Source organism: Amycolatopsis jiangsuensis, assembly GCF_014204865.1.
Taxonomy (GTDB): domain Bacteria; phylum Actinomycetota; class Actinomycetes; order Mycobacteriales; family Pseudonocardiaceae; genus Amycolatopsis; species Amycolatopsis jiangsuensis.
On record NZ_JACHMG010000001.1, the window covers coordinates 4,130,409 to 4,153,462 of the forward strand.

The 23,054-nt window shown below is 70.5% G+C and carries 18 protein-coding genes; 7 read left to right on the forward strand and 11 right to left on the reverse strand.

The annotated features are described in order from the left end of the window. Window positions 1-3 precede the first annotated feature (3 nt). Both BJY18_RS18185 and BJY18_RS18190 read left to right on the forward strand, forming a co-directional pair. Window positions 4-1,197 (forward strand): sensor histidine kinase, encoded by a 1,194-nt coding sequence (locus BJY18_RS18185; protein ID WP_184781111.1) that lies wholly within the window; start codon window positions 4-6, stop codon window positions 1,195-1,197. A gap of 226 nt (window positions 1,198-1,423) precedes the next feature. Further along, the gene (locus BJY18_RS18190) at window positions 1,424-1,954 is read left to right on the forward strand and encodes a GNAT family N-acetyltransferase (protein WP_312873881.1); all 531 of its coding nucleotides are present in this window, start codon (window positions 1,424-1,426) and stop codon (window positions 1,952-1,954) included. A gap of 45 nt (window positions 1,955-1,999) precedes the next feature. Here the strand turns inward: BJY18_RS18190 and BJY18_RS18195 are convergent, their stop codons facing one another. Continuing rightward, a complete protein-coding gene (locus tag BJY18_RS18195) occupies window positions 2,000-3,754 on the reverse strand; it encodes a glycerol-3-phosphate dehydrogenase/oxidase (protein ID WP_446680345.1) in 1,755 nt (584 codons plus the stop codon). Window positions 3,755-3,986: 232 nt separating this feature from the next. On the opposite strand from BJY18_RS18195, the gene BJY18_RS18200 reads away from it, so the two are divergent. From BJY18_RS18200 to BJY18_RS18210, 3 genes are all read left to right on the forward strand, one after another. After that, a complete protein-coding gene (locus BJY18_RS18200; protein WP_184781113.1) occupies window positions 3,987-4,736 on the forward strand; it encodes an MIP/aquaporin family protein in 750 nt (249 codons plus the stop codon). A 30-nt stretch (window positions 4,737-4,766) separates the two neighbouring features. After that, window positions 4,767-6,275: a glycerol kinase GlpK gene (gene glpK, locus BJY18_RS18205; RefSeq protein ID WP_184781114.1), complete on the forward strand. Its 1,509-nt coding sequence runs from the start codon at window positions 4,767-4,769 to the stop codon at window positions 6,273-6,275. A gap of 616 nt (window positions 6,276-6,891) precedes the next feature. Beyond that, entirely contained in the window at window positions 6,892-7,668 is a 777-nt protein-coding gene (locus tag BJY18_RS18210) for a polysaccharide lyase family 7 protein (protein ID WP_184781115.1), read from the forward strand. A gap of 179 nt (window positions 7,669-7,847) precedes the next feature. Here BJY18_RS18210 and BJY18_RS18215 read toward each other — a convergent pair whose 3' ends face one another. The 5 genes from BJY18_RS18215 to BJY18_RS18235 all read right to left on the reverse strand — a co-directional run bounded on the left by BJY18_RS18215 (window position 7,848) and on the right by BJY18_RS18235 (window position 12,224). Beyond that, a complete protein-coding gene (locus tag BJY18_RS18215; protein WP_184781116.1) occupies window positions 7,848-8,645 on the reverse strand; it encodes a VOC family protein in 798 nt (265 codons plus the stop codon). An 84-nt stretch (window positions 8,646-8,729) separates the two neighbouring features. Further along, window positions 8,730-9,284, reverse strand: a complete 555-nt coding sequence (locus BJY18_RS18220; protein WP_184784691.1) for a class F sortase — start codon at window positions 9,282-9,284, stop codon at window positions 8,730-8,732. A 106-nt stretch (window positions 9,285-9,390) separates the two neighbouring features. Then, window positions 9,391-10,038 (reverse strand): hypothetical protein, encoded by a 648-nt coding sequence (locus tag BJY18_RS18225; RefSeq protein WP_184781117.1) that lies wholly within the window; start codon window positions 10,036-10,038, stop codon window positions 9,391-9,393. 210 nt (window positions 10,039-10,248) lie between these two features. Then, window positions 10,249-10,602 carry a hypothetical protein gene (locus BJY18_RS18230; protein WP_376774686.1) on the reverse strand — a complete coding sequence of 118 codons (354 nt, stop codon included), beginning with the start codon at window positions 10,600-10,602 and terminating at the stop codon, window positions 10,249-10,251. 218 nt (window positions 10,603-10,820) lie between these two features. Then, window positions 10,821-12,224 (reverse strand): NAD(P)H-quinone dehydrogenase, encoded by a 1,404-nt coding sequence (locus BJY18_RS18235; RefSeq protein WP_184781119.1) that lies wholly within the window; start codon window positions 12,222-12,224, stop codon window positions 10,821-10,823. A 130-nt stretch (window positions 12,225-12,354) separates the two neighbouring features. Between BJY18_RS18235 and BJY18_RS18240 the strand changes: the two genes are divergently transcribed. After that, window positions 12,355-12,807, forward strand: coding sequence for a gamma-glutamylcyclotransferase family protein (locus BJY18_RS18240; protein WP_184781120.1), 453 nt, complete (start codon window positions 12,355-12,357; stop codon window positions 12,805-12,807). A 774-nt stretch (window positions 12,808-13,581) separates the two neighbouring features. Here BJY18_RS18240 and BJY18_RS18245 read toward each other — a convergent pair. The 5 genes from BJY18_RS18245 to BJY18_RS18265 all read right to left on the reverse strand — a co-directional run bounded on the left by BJY18_RS18245 (window position 13,582) and on the right by BJY18_RS18265 (window position 21,037). After that, a complete protein-coding gene (locus BJY18_RS18245; protein ID WP_184781121.1) occupies window positions 13,582-14,883 on the reverse strand; it encodes an amidohydrolase in 1,302 nt (433 codons plus the stop codon). A gap of 511 nt (window positions 14,884-15,394) precedes the next feature. Beyond that, entirely contained in the window at window positions 15,395-15,694 is a 300-nt protein-coding gene (locus tag BJY18_RS18250; protein ID WP_184781122.1) for a hypothetical protein, read from the reverse strand. A 233-nt stretch (window positions 15,695-15,927) separates the two neighbouring features. Beyond that, entirely contained in the window at window positions 15,928-16,917 is a 990-nt protein-coding gene (gene meaB / locus BJY18_RS18255; protein ID WP_184781123.1) for a methylmalonyl Co-A mutase-associated GTPase MeaB, read from the reverse strand. A 3-nt stretch (window positions 16,918-16,920) separates the two neighbouring features. Then, window positions 16,921-19,089 (reverse strand): methylmalonyl-CoA mutase, encoded by a 2,169-nt coding sequence (gene scpA / locus BJY18_RS18260; RefSeq protein ID WP_184781124.1) that lies wholly within the window; start codon window positions 19,087-19,089, stop codon window positions 16,921-16,923. 82 nt (window positions 19,090-19,171) lie between these two features. Next, window positions 19,172-21,037, reverse strand: coding sequence for a methylmalonyl-CoA mutase family protein (locus BJY18_RS18265; protein WP_184781125.1), 1,866 nt, complete (start codon window positions 21,035-21,037; stop codon window positions 19,172-19,174). Window positions 21,038-21,215: 178 nt separating this feature from the next. Here BJY18_RS18265 and BJY18_RS18270 point away from each other — a divergent pair, with 178 nt between their 5' ends. After that, window positions 21,216-23,024 carry a serine/threonine-protein kinase gene (locus BJY18_RS18270; protein WP_184784692.1) on the forward strand — a complete coding sequence of 603 codons (1,809 nt, stop codon included), beginning with the start codon at window positions 21,216-21,218 and terminating at the stop codon, window positions 23,022-23,024. The last annotated feature ends 30 nt before the right edge of the window (window positions 23,025-23,054 follow it).

The window sequence follows — 23,054 nt, forward strand, 5'->3', positions numbered from 1 at the left end:
ATCATGATCGGGATCCGGCCGGGCGCGATCGACCCACGTACCGAACGGCGGGCGGGTCCCACGGTCACCGCCATCGGAATCGCGGCGCTGACGGTGTGCACGATCATCGCGGGCACGCAGGACCACGGCAGCCCGGCGCAGTGGCGCACCACGCTGATCCTCGCCGCGGCGATCGCACTGTGGCTGCTGGTGCTCATCCCGCTGGTCCCCCGGCGCACCGAGAACCCGTGGCGTGCGGTCGGCTTTTTCGCGGTCCTGCTGATCGCCTCGACGTTCCTGGCCACGCGGATGGACACGTTCACCGCCTTCGCCTCCGTCGGCTACCCGATCGCCTTCGTGTTGTTCCCCGCGCGCTGGAGCATTTTCGCGGCGGCCGCGACCGCGCTGGTTCCGTTGCTGGCCAAGGGAATCTGGCATGCCGAGACACCGCCGTGGGTGACCGTGGTGTCGGTCGTGGGGCCGGTGCTGTACGCCGCGTGGTTCGTCGGCGCGGAAAGCGAGGAACGCCGTCGCACCAACCAGAAGCTGACCGCGGCGCTGGCGGAGAACGCCGCGCTGCAGGAAAGACTCCTCGTCCAGGCCAGGGAATCGGGCGTACGCGACGAACGGCAGCGGATGGCGAGGGAAATCCACGACACCGTGGCGCAGGGCCTCACCGGCATCGTCACGCAGCTGCACGCCGCCGATCAAGCCGCCTGCGAAGACGACCGCCAACGGCATCTCGGGCACGTGCACGCACTGGCGAAGGACAGCCTGAGCGAGGCCCGCCGCGCGGTGCAAGCACTCCGTCCGGAGCCGCTGGCCGATTCGCGCCTGCCCGAGGCCCTCGCCGGGCTGGCCGAACGCCTGGCGGGAAGGACGGGCACCGAAGTGACGGCCCGGACAGACGGTGCCACGCGGCCGTTACCGCCCGAGGCCGAGGAGACGCTGTACCGGGTCACCCAGGAAGCCCTGGCCAACGCGGAAAAACACGCCGAGGCGACCCGGATCGCCGTCACCCTGACCTACACCGACGGTTCGGTCCTGCTCGACATCCGCGACGATGGACTGGGATTCACCGCCGGAGATCGCGGCGAGGGCACCGGCTTCGGGCTCGAAGCCATGCGGCAGCGCGTCCGGCGAACGGCCGGCACGCTGACCATCGAATCCGCGCCCGGGGACGGCACCGTGGTCCACGTGCAGCTGCCCGCCCGGTGACGTTCACCCGGTCGGCGTCGGGTTCTACGACGCGCAGCGTGCGTCGCCGTGCGCGGGGATCGACTGCTGGTGACCAACTCCCAGATGGACACCTACCTGTACGGCACTCCGCTGACCAGCCCGGTGTTCACCCTCGAAAGCCTGCCGCTGCACTGACGTTCACCCGGTCGCCGGGCGCACCCGTCGGGCCCGGGTGAAGTCCGCGAATCCTGGTTACGCTCGGGGAGTGGAACCCGTGGAGATCAACGCGGGCGCGTACTACCTGCGCCAGTTGCGTGCGGACCGGCACCTCGACGACCGGCCCGCGCTGATGGAGGCATTCGCGGATCCGGAACACCGCCGGTACGTGCTGAACTACCGGTTGCGGACGACCGACGAAGCCACCGAGTACATCACGCTGCGTGCCGCGCAGTGGGCCTGTGACGAACGCTGCTCGTGGGCGGTCGCCGAACCGACGACCGGGCGGCTGCTCGGCGAGGTCGGGCTCCGCGACCTCGACACGACGTTCGGCACGGCGGAGGCCTCGGTGTGGACGCATCCGGCGGAGCGCGGCGGAGGCATCGCCGTCACCGCGCTGTCCGCGGCCATCCGGTTCGGCTTCGGCGCACTGGAACTCAACGAGATCGCCTACCGGCACCTGGAAAGCAACACGGCGTCGGCCATCGTGGCCGAGCGGTGCGGGTTCAGCAGGGTGGGCCTCGAAGATCGCCCTTCACCCACCGGCGAACCCCTGGTGCGCTGGGTCCGCACCTCGTGAGTGGCGAGGCCGGTTCTCACCGGCCTCGCCACTCACGAGGAGTGCTCAGCTGACCGGCTCGATGATGCCGGCGCGGGCCTCCGGGGCCGCCGCTCGCAGGGCGTCCGCGGACTCGTCGGTGGGCTGGGACTGCGAATCGCGTTCGGCCTCCACCCGGGACCGGTAGACGGCCACCTCGTGCTGCGCCGCCTCCGCGGACCAGCCCAGCACCTCGCCGACGAGCTGCGCCACCTGCTCCGCGCAGTCGACGCCGCGGTGCGCGTACTCGATGGAGATCCGGGTCCGCCGGGCGAGCACGTCCTCCAGATGCAGTGCCCCCTCGTGGCTCGCCGCGTACACGACCTCCACGCCGAGGTAGTCCGGCGCGGACTCGATCGGCTTGAGCAGCTCGGGCCGGCCGTCGGCGAGCGCCAGCACCTCGTGCACCATCGAGCCGTAGCGGTCGAGCAGGTGCCGCACGCGGTACGGGTGCAGCCCGTGCTGGGCGGCCAGGTGATCGGCCTGGTTGACCAGCGCGTGGTAGCCGTCCGCGCCGAGCAGCGGAACCTTGTCGGTGATGGAGGACGGCGGACGGCCCGGCAGGTCGACCACCGCCGCGTCCACGGCGTCGGCGGCCATCACGCGGTACGTGGTGTACTTCCCGCCCGCGATGGCGACCAGACCGGGCGCGACCCTGGCGACCGCGTGCTCCCGCGAAAGCTTCGACGTCTCTTCGCTTTCCCCCGCCAGCAACGGGCGCAGGCCCGCGTACACGCCCTCGATGTCGTCGTGGGTGAGCGGGGTGGCGAGCACCTTGTTGACGTGCTCGAGGAGGTAGTCGATGTCGTGCTTGGTGGCCGCGGGATGCGCGAGATCGAGATTCCAGTCGGTGTCGGTGGTGCCGACGATCCAGTGATTGCGCCACGGGATCACGAACAGCACCGACTTCTCGGTGCGCAGGATCATGCCCGATTCCGAGACGATCCGGTCGCGCGGCACCACGATGTGCACGCCCTTGCTGGCACGCACGCGGAACCGGCCGCGACCGCCGGAGAGCCGCTGCAGTTCGTCGGTCCACACGCCGGTGCAGTTGATCACCGCGCCGGCGTGGATCTCGGTTTCCCGGCCGTCCTCGACGTCACGCACGCGCACGCCGGAAATCCGGTCCGCCTCCCGGAGGAACCCGACGACCTGGGTGGACGTGCGGACCACCGCGCCGTAGTGCGCGGCGGTACGGGCCACCGTCATGGTGTGCCGGGCGTCGTCGGACTGCGCGTCGTAGTAGCGGATCCCGCCGATCAGCGCGGACCGCTTGAGCGCGGGCACCATCCGCAACGCACCCGCCCGGGTGAGGTGCTTCTGCCCCGGCACCGAGCGCGCGCCGCCCATCGTGTCGTACATCAGCAGCCCGGCCGCGGTGTAGGGCCGTTCCCAGACGCGGCGGGTGAGCGGGTACAGGAAGCTCACCGGTTTCACCAGATGGGGCGCGATCTTCGTGAGCATCAGCTCGCGCTCGTGCAGGGCCTCGCGCACCAGCCCGAACTCGAGCTGCTCCAGATAACGCAGGCCGCCGTGGAAGAGCTTGCTGGACCGGCTGGACGTGCCGGACGCCAGGTCGCGCGCCTCGACCAGGGCCACCCGCAGACCACGCGTCGCCGCGTCGAGCGCGGTGCCCGCGCCGACCACCCCGCCGCCGATCACGACGAGGTCGTAGGTCTGCGCACCGAAGCGGCGCCACGACTCCTCGCGGTTGTCCGGGCCCAGCCGGGCCGGGTTCTGGTCGGCCGCGGGGCGGTCGGCACCGTGCTGAGAACTCGTCACCACTGGATCCTCCTCGTACTCACCTCCTCCAGCATCGCACGGGTCGGTGACCACGCGCTCACCCCGAGGTGACACGTGTGGCGTAACCCTCGGAACCCGTGATCACATTGCTGCAGGCGGCGCCTGGAACGATCTTGTACGCCCCGGTAACGTGCCGCGGACTGGGTCGGCGAAGAGGCCGTGGCACGGCGTGATCGATCCTGCGCAGAGTGTCGGAGTGTGGAGGTAGAGCGTGAGTGCCGGAGCAATCATCGTCTGGGAGCTGCTGGGGACCGCAGTCCTGATTCTCTTGGGTAACGGCGTCGTGGCCAACCACGTACTCCGCAAGAACAACGGCCACAACGCGGGCACGTTGTTCATCACTTTCGGCTGGGCGTTCGGCGTGTTCGCCGGGGCCAGCATCGCCGCGCCGACCGGCGCGCACCTCAACCCGGCGGTGACCCTCGGGCTCGCCATCGCGGGCAAGACGGCGTGGGCGGACGTGCCGTTCTACTTCATCGGGGAGTTCGCCGGCGCGATCCTCGGCGCGGTGCTGTGCTGGGCGACCTACAAACTGCAGTTCGACGACCATCCGGAGCCGGCCGACACGCTGGGCATCTTCTCCACCGCCCCGCAGATCCGGAACAAGGCGTGGAACCTGGTCACCGAGATCATCGGCACCTTCGTCCTGGTCGGCTGGGTGCTGCTGAGCCCGGTCTTCGAGAGCGGCGAGGACGGCGTGCCGAACTTCGGCAACTCCGGGCTGGGCTACGCCGGGGTGTCGTTCGTGGTGCTGGTCATCGGGATCTCGCTCGGCGGGCCGACCGGGTACGCCATCAACCCGGCGCGCGACCTCGGTCCGCGCATCGCCTACGCGTTCCTGCTGCCGATCAAGGGCAAGCGCGACGCGGACTGGGGCTACTCGTGGGTCCCGGTGGCCGGGCCGCTGGCCGGCGGCGCGATCGCCGCGCTGGTCTACCTCGCCGTGCACAACCTGACCTGACGCCGCCCCCGATCTTTCTGGAGGAAACCGATGACCAGCTACGTTGCCGCGATCGACCAGGGCACCACGTCGACCCGCTGCATGATCTTCGATCATTCCGGCCGCGTCGTCGCGGCCGACCAGCGTGAGCACGAGCAGATCTTCCCGCAGGCCGGCTGGGTCGAGCACAACGCGGACGAGATCTGGGAGAACACCCGCGCGGTCGCCGGCGGCGCGCTGGCCAAGGCCGATCTGCACACCTCCGACATCGCCGCGGTCGGCATCACCAACCAGCGGGAGACCGCACTGGTGTGGGACCGCAACACCGGGAAGCCGGTGTACAACGCGATCGTGTGGCAGGACACCCGCACGGACAAGATCGCCGGTGAACTGGGTGCGCTCGGTGGTGGCCAGGAGCGTTACCGCTCGAAGACCGGCCTGCCGCTCGCCACCTACTTCTCCGGCCCGAAGGTGAAGTGGATCCTCGACAACGTTGAGGGCGTGCGTGCCCGCGCCGAGGCCGGTGACCTGTTGTTCGGCAACATGGACACCTGGGTGCTGTGGAACATGACCGGCGGCACCGACGGCGGCATCCACGTGACCGATCCGACCAACGCGTCACGCACCCTGCTGATGGACCTCGACACCCTGCAGTGGGACGCCGACATTGCCGCGGAGATGGGGATTCCGCTGTCGATGCTGCCGGAGATCCGGTCGTCGTCGGAGGAGTACGGCAAGGTGCGCGAGCGCGGCGCGCTGGCCGGGGTGCCGATCGCGGGCATCCTCGGCGACCAGCAGGCGGCCACCTTCGGCCAGGCCTGCCTGTCCCCCGGCGAGGCGAAGAACACCTACGGAACCGGCAACTTCATGCTGCTCAACACCGGCACCGAGAAGGTGATGTCGGAGAACGGCCTGCTCACCACGGTCTGCTACAAGATCGGTTCGAACGACACGGTGTACGCGCTGGAGGGCTCGATCGCCGTCACCGGCTCGCTGGTGCAGTGGTTGCGCGACAACCTGGGCATGATCGGCACCGCCGCGGAGATCGAAGAGCACGCCGGCACCGTCGAGGACAATGGTGGCGCGTACTTCGTCCCGGCCTTCTCCGGCCTGTTCGCCCCGTACTGGCGTTCGGACGCCCGCGGCGCGATCGTGGGCCTGACCCGGTTCGTCAACAAGGGACACCTGGCGAGGGCCGTGCTGGAGGCGACCGCGTTCCAGTCGCGCGAGGTGATCGACGCGATGAACGCGGACTCGGGCGTGCCGCTGAAGTCCCTGAAGGTGGACGGCGGCATGGTGGTCAACGAACTGCTGATGCAGTTCCAGGCGGACATCCTCGGCGTGCCGGTGATCCGCCCGGTGGTCAACGAAACGACCGCGCTGGGTGCCGCCTACGCCGCCGGCCTGGCAGTGGGCTTCTGGGAGTCGGAAGCCGACATCCGCACGAACTGGGCCAAGGACAAGCAGTGGGACCCCGCCATGGACGAATCCCGCCGCGAGAAGGAATACCGCAACTGGAAGAAGGCCGTGACGAAGACCTTCGACTGGGTCGAGGACTGACCCTCGGCCGTTTTCCGGCGGCCCCGGCCACCGGAGCCGACCCGGCGGAACGGGCCGGACTTCGCACAGTGCGGAGCCCGGCCCGTTTCGCTGCGTGGGGGATGGAGCAGTCGGGCGGCTGGGTGACACAGAGGGGAACGCGGCTGGCCGCGGCGGGAGACAAGGCAGCTGGATGCGGTGGCTGAGCACCTGTCTGGGCACGCCGGGTGGATGCGGCGGTGGACGCGGTAAGCCTGAGCGACGACTGGACACAGCCCATGGACGCGTCGACTGGACACATTGCGCCCGACGCGGTGGCTGGACACGATGCGCCCGGAGAGCTGCCTGGTGGCCCGCCCCCTCCTCCTTCTCCCCACACACACCACTTCGCGAGCGGCTGGCCGTGCCGCGGCAATTCAGTCTCGTTCGTTCGCATTCCTGAACGGGCCGGCGCATTTCGTCCCGGCCAGTGGGAGTCCTTTCAGGACTGCGAATCGTCGTTCACGCACGTGACCGCGGGCCATTTCCTTCGTGGACTATGGGTGGCGAAGTCTTGACGATTCTGGTTTAGACCACACACACTGGCGGGCACGGTGATCCGGAAACCGCCCGCCATTCCCCCTCCCCCAGGAGAACCATGTTCACGCTACGTGCGGTTCGTTTTCTCGTCTGTTCCGGAGTCGTGGTGCTCGGTGCGCTTGCCGGGCAGCCCGCGTCCGCCGCGGTCGCGCTCGACCCCGGGGCGCCGCCGGGCAGCAATTTCGATCTGTCGGTGTGGGAGCTGCAGGAGCCGGTCGGCTCGCCGGGCAAGCCGACCACCATCTCGCCGGCCAAGCTCCGGGACGGCTTCCAGGACAAGTACTTCTACACCGATTCCGGCGACGGCTCGATGACGTTCTGGGACCCGGAAAACGGCGTCACCACGCCGAATTCGCACTACCCCCGTTCCGAGCTGCGAGAGATGACGCCGGGGGGCGAGGCGGCGAGCTGGCCGGTCTCCGGCACCCACCGGCTCGCCGCGTCGGTGAAGGTGACCGAGGTGCCCGACCACGTGTGCGTCGGCCAGATCCACCTCGCCGAGGGCAGTGGATCGACGAAACCGTTGCTGGAGCTGTACTACTACGCCAACGGTGACATCAAGATGGGCATCGAGGACTCCCCGTCCGGCGGCCAGACCCAGCATCCGGTCGGGAACGTGCCACTCGGCCGGAAGTGGTCCTACGAGATCAGCCTGACCGGCGGCGACACCATCAACCTCGACCTGAACGGCGAGAAGACCACCTGGCCGCTCGATTCCTCGTTCGACGACTACCCGATGTACTTCAAAGCCGGCAACTACGACCAGAGCAGCGGCAGCAGCTCGACAGTGGGGGCCCGGGTGCACTTCTACTCGCTCTCGGTGTCCCACAGCTGACCGCACAGCCGACCACCTGTGACCGCACGACCGACCCAACCGCCACCGCACAGCCGACCGCCCGTCACCGCACGGCCGACCCAACCGCCACTGCACAGCCGACCACCCGTCACCGCACGATCGACCCAACCGCGGGGTTGCCGCTTCTCCCACGAACCGGCGACCCCGCGGCGGCACCGTCACACACCCCAGCCCTCCGGCGCACCGGACTGCTCGCTGGGCGCCAGCACGGTGAACGACACCCCCTGGTCGTCCTTCGCCTCGACCAGGCGACCGAACGGGGTGTCCGCCGGACCCCGCACCACCGCACCGCCCAGCTCCGGGATCCGGGCGGCGGCCGCTTCGGCATCCGCGACCCAGAAGCAGGTGCGCCAGCCCGCTTCGCCAGCGCCCTCGGACAGCTCGCCGAGACCACCGACCGGACGGCCTGCCACGTCGAGTGTCGCGTAGGTGAAGCCCCCGCCGGACATGTCCCCGAAGGAATAACCGAGAACGTCCCCGTAGAACTGCTTGGCCGCGGCGAAGTCCCCGACCATGCACTCGTTCCACGCCACCGCGCCGGGCGCCAGGGTGACCTCGCTGCCGAGGTGCGTCCCCGCCTGCCACAGGCCGAACACCGCACCGGCCGGATCCTCGGCGATCGCCATTCGTCCTTCGTCCAGCACGTTCACCGGCGAGGCGAGCACCCGGCCGCCCGCCGCTCCGACGGCCGCCACCGCACTGTCCACATCGGACACCGCAAGGTATGTGGTCCACTGCGCGGGCATTCCCTGCTGCCCCTGCGGCGCTTCGCCGATCCCGGCCACCGGGCGGCCGGCCACCTGCGCCGTCCCGTAGAACCCGGTGTCCGCGCCGCCGTCCCGCACGGTCCAGCCCAGCAACGCCCCGTAGAACGCGACCGCACGCTCGCGGTCGGACGTCATGAGATCGACCCAGCACGGCGTGCCCTCGGGCCACGGTTCGGTTCTGGTGATCATCTTCTACCTCCCAGGTGGATGCGGCCGGCACAGTCTGGCACCCGGGACCGACAAAAGCCGGTCCCGTTCACCCACCCGGTGCGCTCACGGACCGCCGGCGACCAGCTTCGCGTAGACGATGATGTTGTCCACGTAGCTGTGTTCCGACCGGTCGAACGCGCCACCGCAGGTGATGAGGCGCAGCTCGGCGTCGTCGGTGTCGCCGTAGACCGCGTCGCTCGGGAAGACATCTTTCGGTACCTGGTCGACCTTCGTCACCACGAAATGCGCGGTACGGCCGTCCTCGCGAGCCACCGCCACGTCGTCGCCGCGCCGCATTTCCTTGAGCCGGTAGAAGATCCCCTTCTGTTTGTTGCCGTCCACGTGGCCCAGCAGCACCGCGGGCCCGAGTTCGCCGGGGGTGGGGCCGTACCGGTACCACCCGGCCTGCAACGGGGTGGTCACCGGCGGCACCTGCACCGTCCTGTCCGCGTTGAGTCCCAGCGGCACCAGGCTCGAATGCGCCGCGATCTTCGGCACATCGAGCGACACCGGCGTCGACTTCGGCAACGCGGGCGCGTCCTGCGCAGGCGCGCTCGAACCCGCCACGGCGGCGGGCGGGGCTGGGTCCGCCGGTCCGGCCGAGCACCCGGCGGCCATCACCGCGACGGCGCTGACCGCGGCGCCGAGCGTTCTTCTGAGCACGGCTTTCCCTCCGCTCGACTACCGGCAGCCTGCCACTTCCGAAACAGGCCCGGAAGACGGTTCAGCCACGCACGCGCCGGCGCGCGACGACCAGCCCGGTCCCGCCGACCGCGAGCGCACCCATCGCCGCGGCGGCCGGCAGGCCGGGCGAATCGCCGGCCGGACCGTCGGTGCCACCGGTCTGCGGCGCACCGGCGGGCACCTGCGCGACCTGTTTTGCGGGAAGCACGGTGAATTCCGTGGCGATCTGCGCGCCACCGCAGTCGAACGAAGCCTGGTAGGTACCCGGTCGCACGTCCCTGCGCACGGTCGCGCCGCCCTCCGAAACAGGCGCCTTGTCCGGGTCGTTCTGGGGGCCGACCTGGTGCAGCGGCCCGAACTCGAGCGCTGCCGAGGCCAGCTGCGAGATGTACTTCGCCTCGCAGCCGACGCGCACGGTCACGTTGTCCCCGGCCCGTCCGGTCGCGGGCAGCAGCCGGAGGTAGGCCTTGGGGGTGCCCACTCCGCTCCCGTCGTCGGTGGGTGTGGTCGACGGCGGCGCGGTGGTGGACGTTGGTGTGCCGGAGGTCGGCGAACCCGCGGTGTCCGTGGGTGCGGTCGTCGTGTCCGTGGGTGCGGTCGTGGTGTCCGTCTGGGCCGCAGCGATGGCCGGCGCGGCGGTCAGCATTCCGGCCGCGACCAGGGTCGAGAAAATGGCGGTACGCTTCAACAGTCCCCTTGAAAATCCTTCCCCCCGGATTTCCGCAGTGCCGAATCGCGGATCGTCCACTCTCGGAACGCGGTTCCCCTGCCGTCCGGGCGTTTTCTTCCGACACCAGGTAGACGTCTCGCTCCCGGCCGGGGTTGCCGAGCGGCGCGATATTCGAGGCACGAAAAAGCCGCCGGGAACGAATTCCCGGCGGCTTCGGCAATGCCGCGGCTATTCGGCGAGGCTGCCGTCTCCGGCTTTCGCCGCACCGGAGGGCACCTGGCTCACCTGCGCGGCGGGCACCGAAAACGTGGTGGTGTAGGGCTTCCCGCCACAGGTGACGGTCAGTGGATAACTGCCGGCGGCAGTACCGGAGAGCAGCTCCGCGTCGGCGCTCACGGTGGCCTTGACCCCGACGAACGGGCCGAAGTCGTAGCCGGAGAACCTCAGCACCGGGGAGCTGAACGTGGTCGATCCCGGGGTGGCTCCGGGGCAGTCGGCGAGGGCGACGTTCGCGTCGGCTCGCTGGAAGTGGTCGACCATGCCGTGCAAAGCGGCGGTGTCCTGGTTCAGCTGCACGGTCACTGGTGCCTGTCCACCGGAGGTGTCGCCCGGAACCGCGGCCCGTGTGTCCGACCCGCTGTCGGCAGTCGCGGCTCCGGCAGTCACCGCCAGCGCCGCCGCGGCCATTGCCGCTGTCACCGTGAAAACCGCCCTCGTGCGCACCCTCGGCCTCTCTCCCGCAACCACTGCTCACCCCGCAAGACGCGGGTGCCGGCAGCAGGTTGCGCCCGCGCGGTGAATCAGTCCAGATCGTCGTGCCGCATCAACTGGCGGCCCGCCTCGGTGATCGACCCGGACAGCGACGGGTAGACCGAGAACGTGAGCGCCAGGTGGTCCACCGTCAGCTGGTTCTGCACCGCGAGCGCGATCGGCAGGATCAGCTCGCTCGCCGTCGGCGCCACGACGACGCCACCGACCACCACCCCGGTCGCCGGGCGGCAGAACAACTTCACGAAACCGCGGCGCAGGCCTTCCATCTTCGCCCGCGGGTTGGTGGCCAGCGGGAGCATGATCGTGCGGGCGGGCACCTCGCCGGAGTCGATCGCCTGCTGGCTGATGCCGACGGTGGCGATTTCCGGGTGGGTGAACACGTTGGCGGCCACCGTCTTGAGCTTGATCGGCGCGACGCCCTCGCCCAGCGCGTGCCACATCGCGATGCGGCCCTGCATGCTCGCCACCGACGCGAGCATCAGCACCCCGGAGCAGTCACCCGCGGCGTAGATGCCCGGCACAGTTGTCCGCGAGACCCGGTCCACCGTGATGAATCCGCCGGGACCCGGTTCGATGCCCACGCGGTCGAGCCCGATGTCGGCGGTGTTCGGCACGGACCCGACGGTCATCAGCGCGTGGCTGGCCTCGATCACCCGGCCGTCGGCCAGATGCACCGAAACGCCGTTGCCGGTGCGCTCCACGCGTTCCGCGCGGGCCTGCTTGGCGACCGTGGTACCGCGCTGCGAGAAGACCTCCTCGAGCACCGCCGCGGCGTCCGCGTCCTCGTGCGGCAGCACCCGGTCCCTGCTGGAGACCACGGTGACGGTGACGCCCATTTCGGTGTACGCGGACGCGAACTCGGCGCCGGTGACCCCGGAGCCGATGACGACCAGATGCTCGGGCAGCTCGGTGAGGTCGTAGAGCTGACGCCAGTCGAGGATCCGCTCCCCGTCCGGCACCGCGCCGGGCAGCACGCGGGGCGTGGCACCGGTGGCGATGAGCACGACGTCCGCGTTCAGCGCCTCGGTGGTGCCGTCGGCGTGCGTGACCGCCACCTTGTGGGTGGCCAGGCCCGGCTCGTCGTCGCAGAAGCGGGCCTGGCCGTTGATCACGCGCACGCCCTCGCGTTGCACGCGGGCACGGATGTCGGCGGACTGGGCCAGCGCCAGCCCCTTCACCCGGCCGTGCACGGTGGGCAGGTCGACCCGGGTGTCCGCGAGGTCGGTGTTGATGCCGAGCTCGCCGAGGTCGTGCATCTTGGCCAGCGCGCCGGAGGAGGCGATGAACGTCTTCGACGGGACGCAGTCGTAGAGGACGCAGGCGCCGCCAAGACCGTCCCGCTCGACGATCGTCACGTCGGCGCCGTGCTGCGCCGCGACCAAGGCAGCTTCGTAGCCCGCCGGGCCGCCACCCATGATCACGATCCTGGTCACCTGAGCTCCTCCTCGATACCGGTACTGGCGTGGGCTTCACGGTACGCGGCGGGTGCGGTGGACAGGTGAAGTGTCCGGACACGGCATGTGCATCCGGTCGTGCGGCGTCCGGGTCGCTAGGCTGTCCGGCGTGCCGTTGTATGCCGCTTACGGATCGAACATGGAGCCCGCCCAGATGCTGGAGCGTGCCCCGCACTCGCCGATGGCGGGCACCGGCTGGCTGGAAGGCTGGCGGCTCACCTTCGGCGGGGAGGACCTTGGCTGGGAAGGTGCACTGGCCACCATCGTCGAAGACCCCGCTTCCCGGGTGTTCGTGGTGCTCTACGACGTGACCTCGCTGGACGAGGAACGCCTCGACCGCTGGGAAGGCGGCGAGCTGGGCATGCACACGAAGATCCGCCTCCGGGTCCAGACGATGGACGGCTCGACCCTGGCCTGGCTGTACGTCCTGGACGCCTACGAGGGCGGCCTGCCCTCGGCGAGATACCTGGGAGTCCTCGCTGACGCGGCGGAAGCCGCGAGCGCCCCGGCAGATTACGTGGACGACCTGCGTACCCGCCCCTGCACGGGGATCACGGGCTGACTGCCGTGCGTGGCTGACTGCCGGTCAGGGGCCTGGTTCCGGTCCTCGGCTGGTCTCGGCCCTGGGTTGATTCCCGGCCCCGGTCTGGTCACGACCTCGGGCTGGTCACGACCTCGGGCTGGTACGACCCCCGGGTCGATCCCAGACCTCGGGTCGCTCGCAGGCCTCGGGCTGGTCAGGGCCTTGGGCTTGGTTCGCCCCGACTTGATCTCGCCCTCGGTTTGGTCCCGAGCTCTGGCTGGTCTCGGCCCCCGGGTTGATTCCCGGCCCCGGTCTGATCCCGGCCCCGGCTTTCCAGATCACGAGGTGATCGCCGGTGGCCAGCCCGTGACCGGCGGGTGAACGTCGCGCGACGGGGACGTTCGCGGGCGCTACCACAGGGCGGGACCGCAGGTGTCCCCACCCCCGGCAGTCCTGTGGATAACTCGTCTCACGACGTGGGCGGGACGGCCGAGCCCGACTCCCCCGGACGACCTCGCCGGCAGCCACGCAACCGACCGCGGCCGTCCACCGACGGACTGTGAAGCAAGCGCTTGACTCAACTCGCCGGTAAAGCACCACGTCTCGGGAAAATGTTGCTGCGCAACAAAAAACCGTACCCGCCGAGCGCGAACCCGCCAGCCGGGAAACGCTGCGAATCACTCTCGGTGAGCAGGTGTCCCACGACCGAACACCGTCCTGCAAGAGCGGGTGAACCCCCGCGTCAGGGAGCCTGCACGAGGGGTGTTCACCCGCCCGAGAGTTGTCCACAGCGGCCGAGGCGCTGTGGACAACTCAGGTCAGCGAGGTGAGCGCGGTGTGCACCAGGGTGCGCACGCCGACGAGGAGGGCACGTTCGTCCAGGACGAACGTCGGACGGTGGATGTCGGCTTGGGTCACCGGAGGGCCGGGCCACACGCCGAGCCGGCCGAACGCTCCCTCGACGTGTTCGAGGTACCAGCCGAAGTCCTCGCCGCCGGAGGACTGCTCCGTACCGGCCAGACCCGGCTCCCCGACGGCCGCCTCGACGCCGGCGCGGATCAGGGCCGTCGACTCCGGGTCGGACACCACCGGGGGGACCCCGCGGCGGTAGTCGAGGGAGAATCCGACTCCGGTCGGCGCCAGCAGCGACTCCACCGACGACGCGACGAGCGGCTCCAGCGACTTCCACACCTCGTGGTCGGCAGTGCGCAGGGTGCCGCGCAGCAGACCGTCCTGCGGGACCGCGTTGGCGGCCTGTCCCGCATGCACCGCGCCCCACACCAGGACGGTGCCGGAGCGCGGGTCGACCCGCCGCGACAGGACCGAGGGCAGCGAGGTGATCACCGTGCCGAGCGCGTACACCAGGTCGGCGGTCAGATGCGGTCGCGACGTGTGCCCGCCGGGCGAGGTCAGCTTCAGCTCGATCAGGTCCGCGGCCGAGGTCACCGCCCCGACCCGGGTACCGACCTTGCCGACCTCCAGCCGCGGGTCGCAGTGCAACCCGAAGATCCGGTCCACACCCTTGAGCGCGCCCGCGGCGATCATGTCGAGCGCGCCGCCGGGCATGACCTCCTCGGCGGGCTGGAAGATCAGCCGGATCCGGCCGGGCAGTTCGGGCGCGCCGGCGAGGGCGCGCGCGGCACCCAGGAGGATGGCCGTGTGCGCGTCGTGGCCGCACATGTGCGCGGCACCCTCCGTGGTGGACGCGTAGGGCAGGCCGGTCGCCTCGGTGAGCGGCAGCGCGTCGATGTCCGCACGCAGTGCCACGCAACGCTCGCCCTGGCCGATGTCGCACACCACGCCGGTGCCGCCGGGCAGCACCCACGGCTTCAGTCCTACTGCGCGCAGCAGCGAGACGATCAGCTCGGTCGTCGCGAACTCGTGCCGGGACAGCTCGGGGTGGGCATGGATGTGCCGGCGCCAGACCAGCAGGTCCTCGCCGTTGGCGCGCAGCCAGTCGTCCAGCCAGAACGGGCCGCGGCCCGCACCGAGATCTTCCACAGGAGCCATGCTGGCCCCGGCTTCGGTCACGAGCGCGCCGGGCGCCTCGATCGGGTCGCCGAGCCCACCATCGGGGTCACCGGGCACGTCCGGTCGTGAATCCAGCACTGTCACGCCGCACCTCCTCCCGCAACACGGGTGGCCCGAGCAGCGCAGGGGGTCACGCAACGTGCCGTTCGATCTGTCGTACGCATTTGCAGATGATCGTGCACCATGCAGGTGGCAAGCGGCCTGCCCGCGGCATCCGGCCTAGACGGCCGGTACCGGATCTGCGTTGAACGGTGAGCCGAACTTCGGCCTGGGTGAACGGAAGGCAAGCCCCGGCCGTGCGCACGGAAAACCCCGTCCGAAGCTCGGAGTGACCACCGCCGACCTGCGCAAAGCCGCCGCGCGTCCGCACAGGCCCGCCCACCGCTGTCCGAAGGTTCGCCCGCGCGGGACCAGCGAAGAACCACGCGGAACCGCCCAACGGCAGCGGCGACCGCTGAAAGGCGCCCAGCCCGGAGGCGGCGGGCAGCCGATCCCTGAGGCCGGCAACCGGAGCACGGCCGAGAGAGCTGAAGGCGGTAATCGGGCAGAGGCGGCGCGAACGGACAGCGAAGGCAGGGCGCTACCGGGAGTGGGCTCAGCTGCCCTGGGCTTTGCGCCGCTTGATGCGGCGACGGCGGCCGAAGAACACGATCGCCAGCAGGACCACCGCGGCACCGCCGGCGATGAGCTTGTTCCTGGTCTTCTCGGCGTTCGCCTTGTCCGTCTGCGAGGGGTCCAGTACCGGGCCGGGAGGCGCCTGGTGGAGTTCACTCGCCTGCGTGACCGCGACCGACGGCGCCGGTCCAGTGGCCGCGACGGCGGACGGCCCGGGCAGTACGCCCGTGAGCACCACGCCGAGCAGGCCGGCCAGCAGCAGTCCCCGCACCTTCGCCATGACTTCCCTTCTACGGCATCGGTCCGCATTCTGCCCGCCGAACCCGCGTTCGGTCAGCCGCCACGCGGAGGAGCCGGATCCGTTCGGCGGGTGACGGCGACCGCCGGGCGCAGAAACCTCAAGCAGGCACCTCGTGCAGACACCTCACGCGGGAACCTCAAACAGCACCGCCCGCGGGAACCTCAAGCAGCACCTCCCGCAGAAACCTCAAACAGGCGCCTCAGACAAGAACCTCAAGCAGGCTCGGCGAAAGCGTCGAGGATGCGCTGCGCCGCCAGCGTCGCGGTCAGCTCGCCCTCGCGCACCGCGCGCTCCACTTCGGTCACTTGGGCACGTACCTGCGGATGCGCGGTGAGCCGGTCGAGCAGCTGCTCCCGCACCATCGCCCAGGTCCAGTCGACCTGCTGCTGCCGCCGCCGCTGCGCCAGCTCGCCGGACGCTTCCAGCGTCTCGCGGTGCGACCCGATCGTCGCCCACACTTCGTCCAGGCCGATGCCTTCCAGGGCACTGCAGGTCAGCACGGGTGGCGTCCACGCCGCGTCCTTGCCGTAGATCATCCGCAGCGCGCCCTGCAGCTCCCGCGCGGCACGCTTGGCGTCGCGTTCGTGCGGGCCGTCCGCCTTGTTCACGGCGATCACGTCGGCCAGCTCCAGCACGCCCTTCTTGATGCCCTGCAGCTGGTCGCCGGTGCGAGCCAGGGTCAGGAACAGGAAGCAGTCGACCATGTTCGCCACGGTCACCTCGGACTGCCCGACCCCGACCGTCTCCACCAGCACCACGTCGAAGCCGGCGGCCTCCATCAGCACGATCGTCTCCCGAGTGGCGCGCGCGACCCCGCCGAGCGTGCCCGAGGTCGGCGAAGGCCGGATGAACGCCTCCGGGTCCACCGCCAGCCGCGCCATCCGGGTCTTGTCGCCCAGGATCGATCCGCCGGTGCGGGTGGACGACGGGTCGACGGCGAGCACCGCGACCCGGTGCCCGGCCGTGGTCAGGTCGGTGCCCAGCTGATCGATGAATGTCGACTTACCGACTCCGGGTACGCCGGTGATCCCGACCCGCTTCGCGCCGCCGGCGTGCGGCAGCAGCTCCACGAGCAGCTCCTGGGCCTGCCGGCGGTGTTCCTCGCGGTGGGATTCGACGAGCGTGATCGCCTTGGACAAGGTCCCGCGGTCGCCGGCGAGCACACCTTTCGCGTACTCGCCGACGTCGATCCGGCGCGGCAAGGCTCAGGACTCCTGCGCGGACAGCTGCTCGAGCAGGCCGATCGCGGCGTCCGCGAGCACCGTGCCCGGACCGAAGATCGCCGCCGCGCCCGCGGCCCGCAGCTCGTCGTAGTCCTGCGGCGGGATCACGCCGCCGACCACCACCATGATGTCCTCCCGGCCCTGCTCGGCCAGCTCGTGGCGCAGCGCGGGCACCAGCGACAGGTGCCCCGCGGCCAGCGAGGACACCCCGACCACGTGCACGTCCGCCTCCGAGGCCTGGCGGGCGACCTCGGCCGGAGTGGAGAACAGCGGGCCGACGTCGACGTCGAAGCCCAGGTCGGCGAATCCGGTGGCGATCACCTTCTGGCCCCGGTCGTGCCCGTCCTGGCCCATCTTGGCGACGAGCAGACGCGGGCGCCGCCCCTCCGCCTCGGCGAACCGCTCGACCAGCCCGCGGGCCTTCTCGACGTTGTCCGACTTCCCCACCTCTTCCCGGTACACGCCGGAGATCGTGCGGATCTGGCCGGAGTGCCGTCCCCAGATCTTCTCCAGCGCGTCGGAGATCTCGCCGACCGTGGCCTTCGCCCGCGCCGCGTCGATGGCGAGCGCGAGCAGGTTGCCGTCGTTCTGGGCGCCCTCGGCGAGCCGCCGCAGCGCGTCCTCGGTGACCTGCGGATCCCGTTCCTCCCGCAGCCGCCGCAGCTTCTCCAGCTGCTGGGTGCGCACGCCCGCGTTGTCGACCTTGAGCACGTCGATCTGCTCGTCGTCGGTGACCTGGTACTTGTTGACGCCGATGACCGGCTGGCGACCGGAGTCGATCCGCGCCTGCGTGCGCGCGGCCGCCTCCTCGATACGCAGCTTCGGAATACCCTTGTCGATCGCTTGCGCCATTCCGCCGGCACTCTCGACCTCGGTGATGTTCGCCCAGGCCTGGCGCGCCAGGTCGTAGGTCAGTTTCTCGACGAACGCACTGCCGCCCCACGGGTCGATCACCCGCGTGGTCCCCGATTCCTGTTGCAGCAGCAGCTGGGTGTTGCGTGCGATCCGGGCGGAGAAGTCCGTGGGCAGCGCCAGCGCCTCGTCGAGCGCGTTGGTGTGCAACGACTGCGTGTGCCCCTGGGTGGCCGCCATCGCCTCGACGCAGGTGCGCGTGACGTTGTTGAACACGTCCTGCGCGGTGAGCGACCAGCCGGACGTCTGCGAATGCGTGCGCAGGGACAGCGACTTCGGCGATTTCGGATCGAACTGCTTGACCAGCTTCGCCCACAGCAGCCGCGCCGCACGCAGCTTCGCGACCTCCATGAAGAAGTTCATGCCGATGGCCCAGAAGAACGACAGCCGCGGCGCGAACTTGTCCACGTCCAGTCCGGCGTCGATGCCCGAGCGGAGGTACTCGACGCCGTCGGCGAGCGTGTAGGCCAGCTCGAGGTCGGCGGTCGCCCCGGCCTCCTGCATGTGGTAGCCGGAAATGGAGATCGAGTTGTACTTCGGCATGTGCTGCGAGGTGAACGCGAAGATATCGGAGATGACCCGCATCGACGGCTTCGGCGGGTAGATGTAGGTGTTGCGGACCATGAATTCCTTGAGGATGTCGTTCTGGATGGTCCCCGCCAGCTGCTCCGGTTTCACCCCCTGTTCCTCGGCCGCGACCACGTAGAGCGCGAGCACCGGCAGCACCGCGCCGTTCATCGTCATCGACACACTCATCTTGTCCAGCGGGATGCCGTCGAACAGCTGGCGCATGTCGTAGATCGAGTCGATCGCCACGCCGGCCATGCCGACGTCACCGGACACCCGGGGGTGGTCGGAGTCGTAACCGCGGTGCGTCGCCAGGTCGAAGGCGACCGAAAGGCCCTTCTGCCCGGCCGCGAGATTGCGGCGGTAGAAGGCGTTCGACTCCTCCGCGGTGGAAAATCCGGCGTACTGGCGGATGGTCCACGGCTGGTTCACATACATCGTCGGGTACGGCCCGCGCAGGTACGGCGCGATCCCCGGGTAGGTACCCAGGAAGTCCACATCGGACAGATCGGCGGCGGTGTAGACCGGCTTCACCCCGATGCCCTCGGGGGTCTCCCAGGCGAGCGCGTCCGGGCCTTTGCCGGTGCGGTCCTGCACGGCCTGTGCCCACGCGGCGCGGTCCCCCGGCTCGGGCGTGCCGAGCGGAATGCCGGCGAAATTCGGGATACTCATGCCGTCGCCTCCACAAGGAGTTGCACGCCGGTCGTCCGGGAGGCGCCCGCATGAACAACGATGATTCGCTTGCAAGCTGCGCTCATACCGTCACTCCCAGCTGCTCGTGCAGTCCGATCAGTACTTCGAGCGCATCGCACCCGGCGTACACGTTCCCGTCGACACCTTCGTAATTCCCTTTTCCGGCCAGGAGAACCGTCTCCGCGCCGAGCGAAGCCGCGACCGCGGCGGCCTGCTCCTCGTAGGCCGCGTCGGTGCCGCACAGGCAGGCGACCCGGGCCCCGCTCTCCCGGAAGGCGCCGGGCAGGTCGTCCGTGGCACCGGGGTTCACCGCCTCGATTCCCCCGGCTTGGAACAGGTTCGCGGCGAATCCGGCACGCGTGGTGTGCGCGGCGACCGGCCCCAGCGTGGCGAGGAAGATCTTCGGCCGCCTGCCGTGCTCGGCCAAATAGGCGTCGGACGCGTCGCGCAGCTTTTCGTACTCCTCGGCGTACCGGTGCCGCGGCAGCCCGCCTTCGGCGACCGGCGGCAGCGGCTCGCGGGAGACCGCCTTTTCCGCCAGGTTCGGGAATTCGCTGACGCCGGTGAGCGGGTCCCTGCGGGTGGCCAGGCGTTTCGCCCGGTTCTCCCAGGTCTGCGCGAGCCGTCCGGCCAGCGTGCCGGTGGCGAGCTCGGCCTCGATCCCGCCGGCCGCCTCGATCGCGGTGAACTCCCGCCACGCGGCTTCGGCCAGCTCGTCGGTCAGCTTCTCGACGTACCATGACCCGCCCGCCGGGTCGATCACGTTGCCCAGCTTCGACTCCTCGAGCAGCACGGTGCCGGTGTTGCGGGCGATGCGTGCGGAGAACGCGTCCGGGAGGCCGATCGCGGCGTCGAACGGCAGCACCGTGACCGCGTCCGCGCCCCCGGCCCCGGCGGCGAAGCAGGCGACGGTGGTCCGCAGCATGTTCACCCACGGGTCTCGCTGGGTCAGCATGGCCGGCGAGGTGACCGCGTGCTGGTGCATTCCGCGGGCCTCGGCCGGAGCGCCGGAAACCTCCAGCACCCGGTCCCACAGCCGTCGGGCGGCACGGAACTTGGCGATGGTGAGGAACTGGTCGGCCGTCGCGGCCAGCCGGAACTCGAGCTGCGCGGCCGCCTGCGGCACCTCCAGCCCGGCCTCGGTGAGCGCCCGCAGGTACGCGACGCCGGCCGCGACCACGGCGCCCAGCTCCTGCGCGTCGGAGCCGCCGGCCTCGTGGAACGGCAACCCGTCCGCGACGATCGTGCGTACCTTCGGGTACTTCGCGGCAACGCGGGCGGCCAGCTCCGCGGCCGGAACCAGCGGGAGGGTTTCCCCGGTACGCGCGGTGGTGCCGATCGGGTCCGCGCCGAGCGTGCCGACAGCTTCACTGGCCGGAATCTCCCGCTCGGCGAAAAGGTCGAGCAAAGCCTGCGCGGCGGCTTCGTAACCGGCGCCCGCGTCGAGAACAACCGGCGCGAGGTCCACGTACACGTCGTTGAGCGCTTCGGCCAGCGCGGAAACCGGGAGCGCGCCGTCATTCAGGCGCAGCCACACCGAGGAAGCACCGCCCTCGAGGTCGGCCAGGATCGCCGCGTTCGCGACCTTGGCGTCCGCGCGCAGGTGGCGCACCCGCACGTCCCAGCCGGTACCGATGACCCCCTCCGGACGGGCACCGCGGACGAACGGCGGCAGGCCGGGGAAGCCGAGCGGGCCCTGTTCGTCTTCGGCGGTGTACAGCGGCTGGATCTCGATGCCGTCGTAGGTGCGGCTGACGAGCTTGCTCTCCGGCGCGCCGGCGAAGTCCTCGGGCAGCCGTCCGCTCTTGCGCAGCACCCCGGCGACCAGCTCCTGCCACCGGGCTCGATCCGCCTCCGGGAACTCCGCGGCGAGAGCGAGCCCCGGCTCGGGGATCGGCGCCGATTCCGGACCAGCCACGTTCGTCATACCCAGTGATGGTAGAGCCACGCCGGTGCGCGCACCTGTGACTCTGCTCGCCCCCCTTACGGGTGGCACCTGGGGTGGCGGCACTGGCTCGAGGCCGGTCGGTGCCTTAGGCCACAATCAGGGGGTGTCCTCGGAGCAAGCAGCACCGCCGAACGAGTCGCCGGACGAGCAACCGCGGGTGGTCGCGGGCCGCTACCGGCTGCGATCGGTGCTCGGTTCCGGATCGATGGGCACGGTCTGGTCGGCCTACGACGAATTCCTCCACCGGCCGGTCGCGGTCAAGGAGATGAAGGTGCCGCCGGGCATCCCGGCCGCACAGGCGGCCGAGCTGCGCGAGCGGACGCTGCGCGAGGCACGGGCGATCGCCGTGCTGTCGCATCCGAACGTGATCATCCTGCACGACGTCGCCCGCGAGCACGACCAGCCGTTCGTGGTGATGGAGCTGCTGCCCTCGCGCAGCCTCGCGCACATCCTGCGCGACCACGGGCCGCTCACCGTCGAGCAGGCAGCGGTCGTCGGCGTCGCCGTGTCCGCGGCGCTGGAGGCGGCGCACGCCGCGGGCATCACACACCGCGACGTGAAGCCGGGCAACGTGCTGGTGGCGGCGGACGGCCGGATCAAGCTCACCGACTTCGGCATCGCCCGCAACGTCTCCGAAGCCACCATGACGCGTACCGGGATCATGCTCGGCTCGCCCGCCTACATCGCGCCGGAAGTCGCCTCCGGCGGGCCGGTCACGCCGGGCGCGGACCTGTGGGGGCTGGGTGCCACGCTGTTCGCGGCGGTCGAGGGTGCGCCACCCTACGATGCGGACGGCGATCCGCTGGAGACCGTCGGCAAGGTCGTGAACGGCAAGGTGCCGCGACCACGCCCCGGTCCGCTGGCCGGCGTGATCACGGCGCTGATGAAGAAGGAGCCGGAAAAGCGGATCTCGCTGCGCGAGGTGCGCCACCGGCTGTACCCGGTCCAGGGCGGATCGGCGCTCGACCTGTTCGGCCCCGAGCTGTTCCGCACGCCGGACGGGAAGCGGACCTCGGCACACCTGGACGCCACGGACACGCAGGTCGTCAAGACCGTCGCGCCCGCGCCCGGCTCGGCCTCGGGAGAGCAGCCGGCTCCGCTGGCGGCCGATCCGGGACCGCTGCCGTTCCTGCAGTCCTCCGGTTCGACCGGTTCGTCCGTGTCACCGGTGCCACCGGCGCCCTCGATGCCCTCCCTGCCGCCGGTGCCCTCGATCTCCGGCGGGCCGGCCGCCGAGGTGCCCGCCGCGCCGGAGCCCCCACCGCGGCGGCGCAGTGCGCTGGGCACGACGGTGCTCGTGTTCGCCTCGGTGGTGCTGTTCCTCGTCGCGGGCGGGGGCGGGTTCGCGCTGGCCCGGGTGCTCAGCGGCCAGTCACTGCTGCCGGAGACGCTCAGCGGGGCGCCCGGCTACGCGCCGATCGAGAGGCCGCAGACGCCGGCGAAGCTCGTGTCCCGGCAGGGCAACGCGAGCGCCACCGCGAACGTGTCCCGGGACAGCGCCTACCGGCTGTCGGTCCCGGAGGACTGGCGGCGGTTCATCGCCTCGCGCCGCTCCTCGGCACTCGGCACGTCGGCGGTGGTGCAGTACATCTCGCCGGACGGCAGGCAGTCGCTGCGGCTCGAACGCTTCGAGAACTTCACCAGCAAGCACTCGACCAGCGACTACCTGGCCTCGCTGAACCCGAGCCCTGGCAAGAACCCGGAGACGTTCAGCATCGCGCAGCCGGCCACCGGCACCGCCGACGGGATCACCCTCACTTACCGCACGGCGGAAAGCACGGAGGTCCAGGGCGAGCCCCACCGGTCGAGCGGCGGATCCGCCACCCGGGCGACCTTCGCGCTGCTGAAAGAGGCCGACAGCGATCTGTGGGTGCTGTCGCTCACCGTTCCCGTCGAGCAGGAGGACACCGCGGGGGGCACGTTCGGCCGGATCCGGCCCACGCTCAGCCTGACCGGGGCGTCCTGACCGCGCCTGCCCGGCGGATACGCTCGGCGG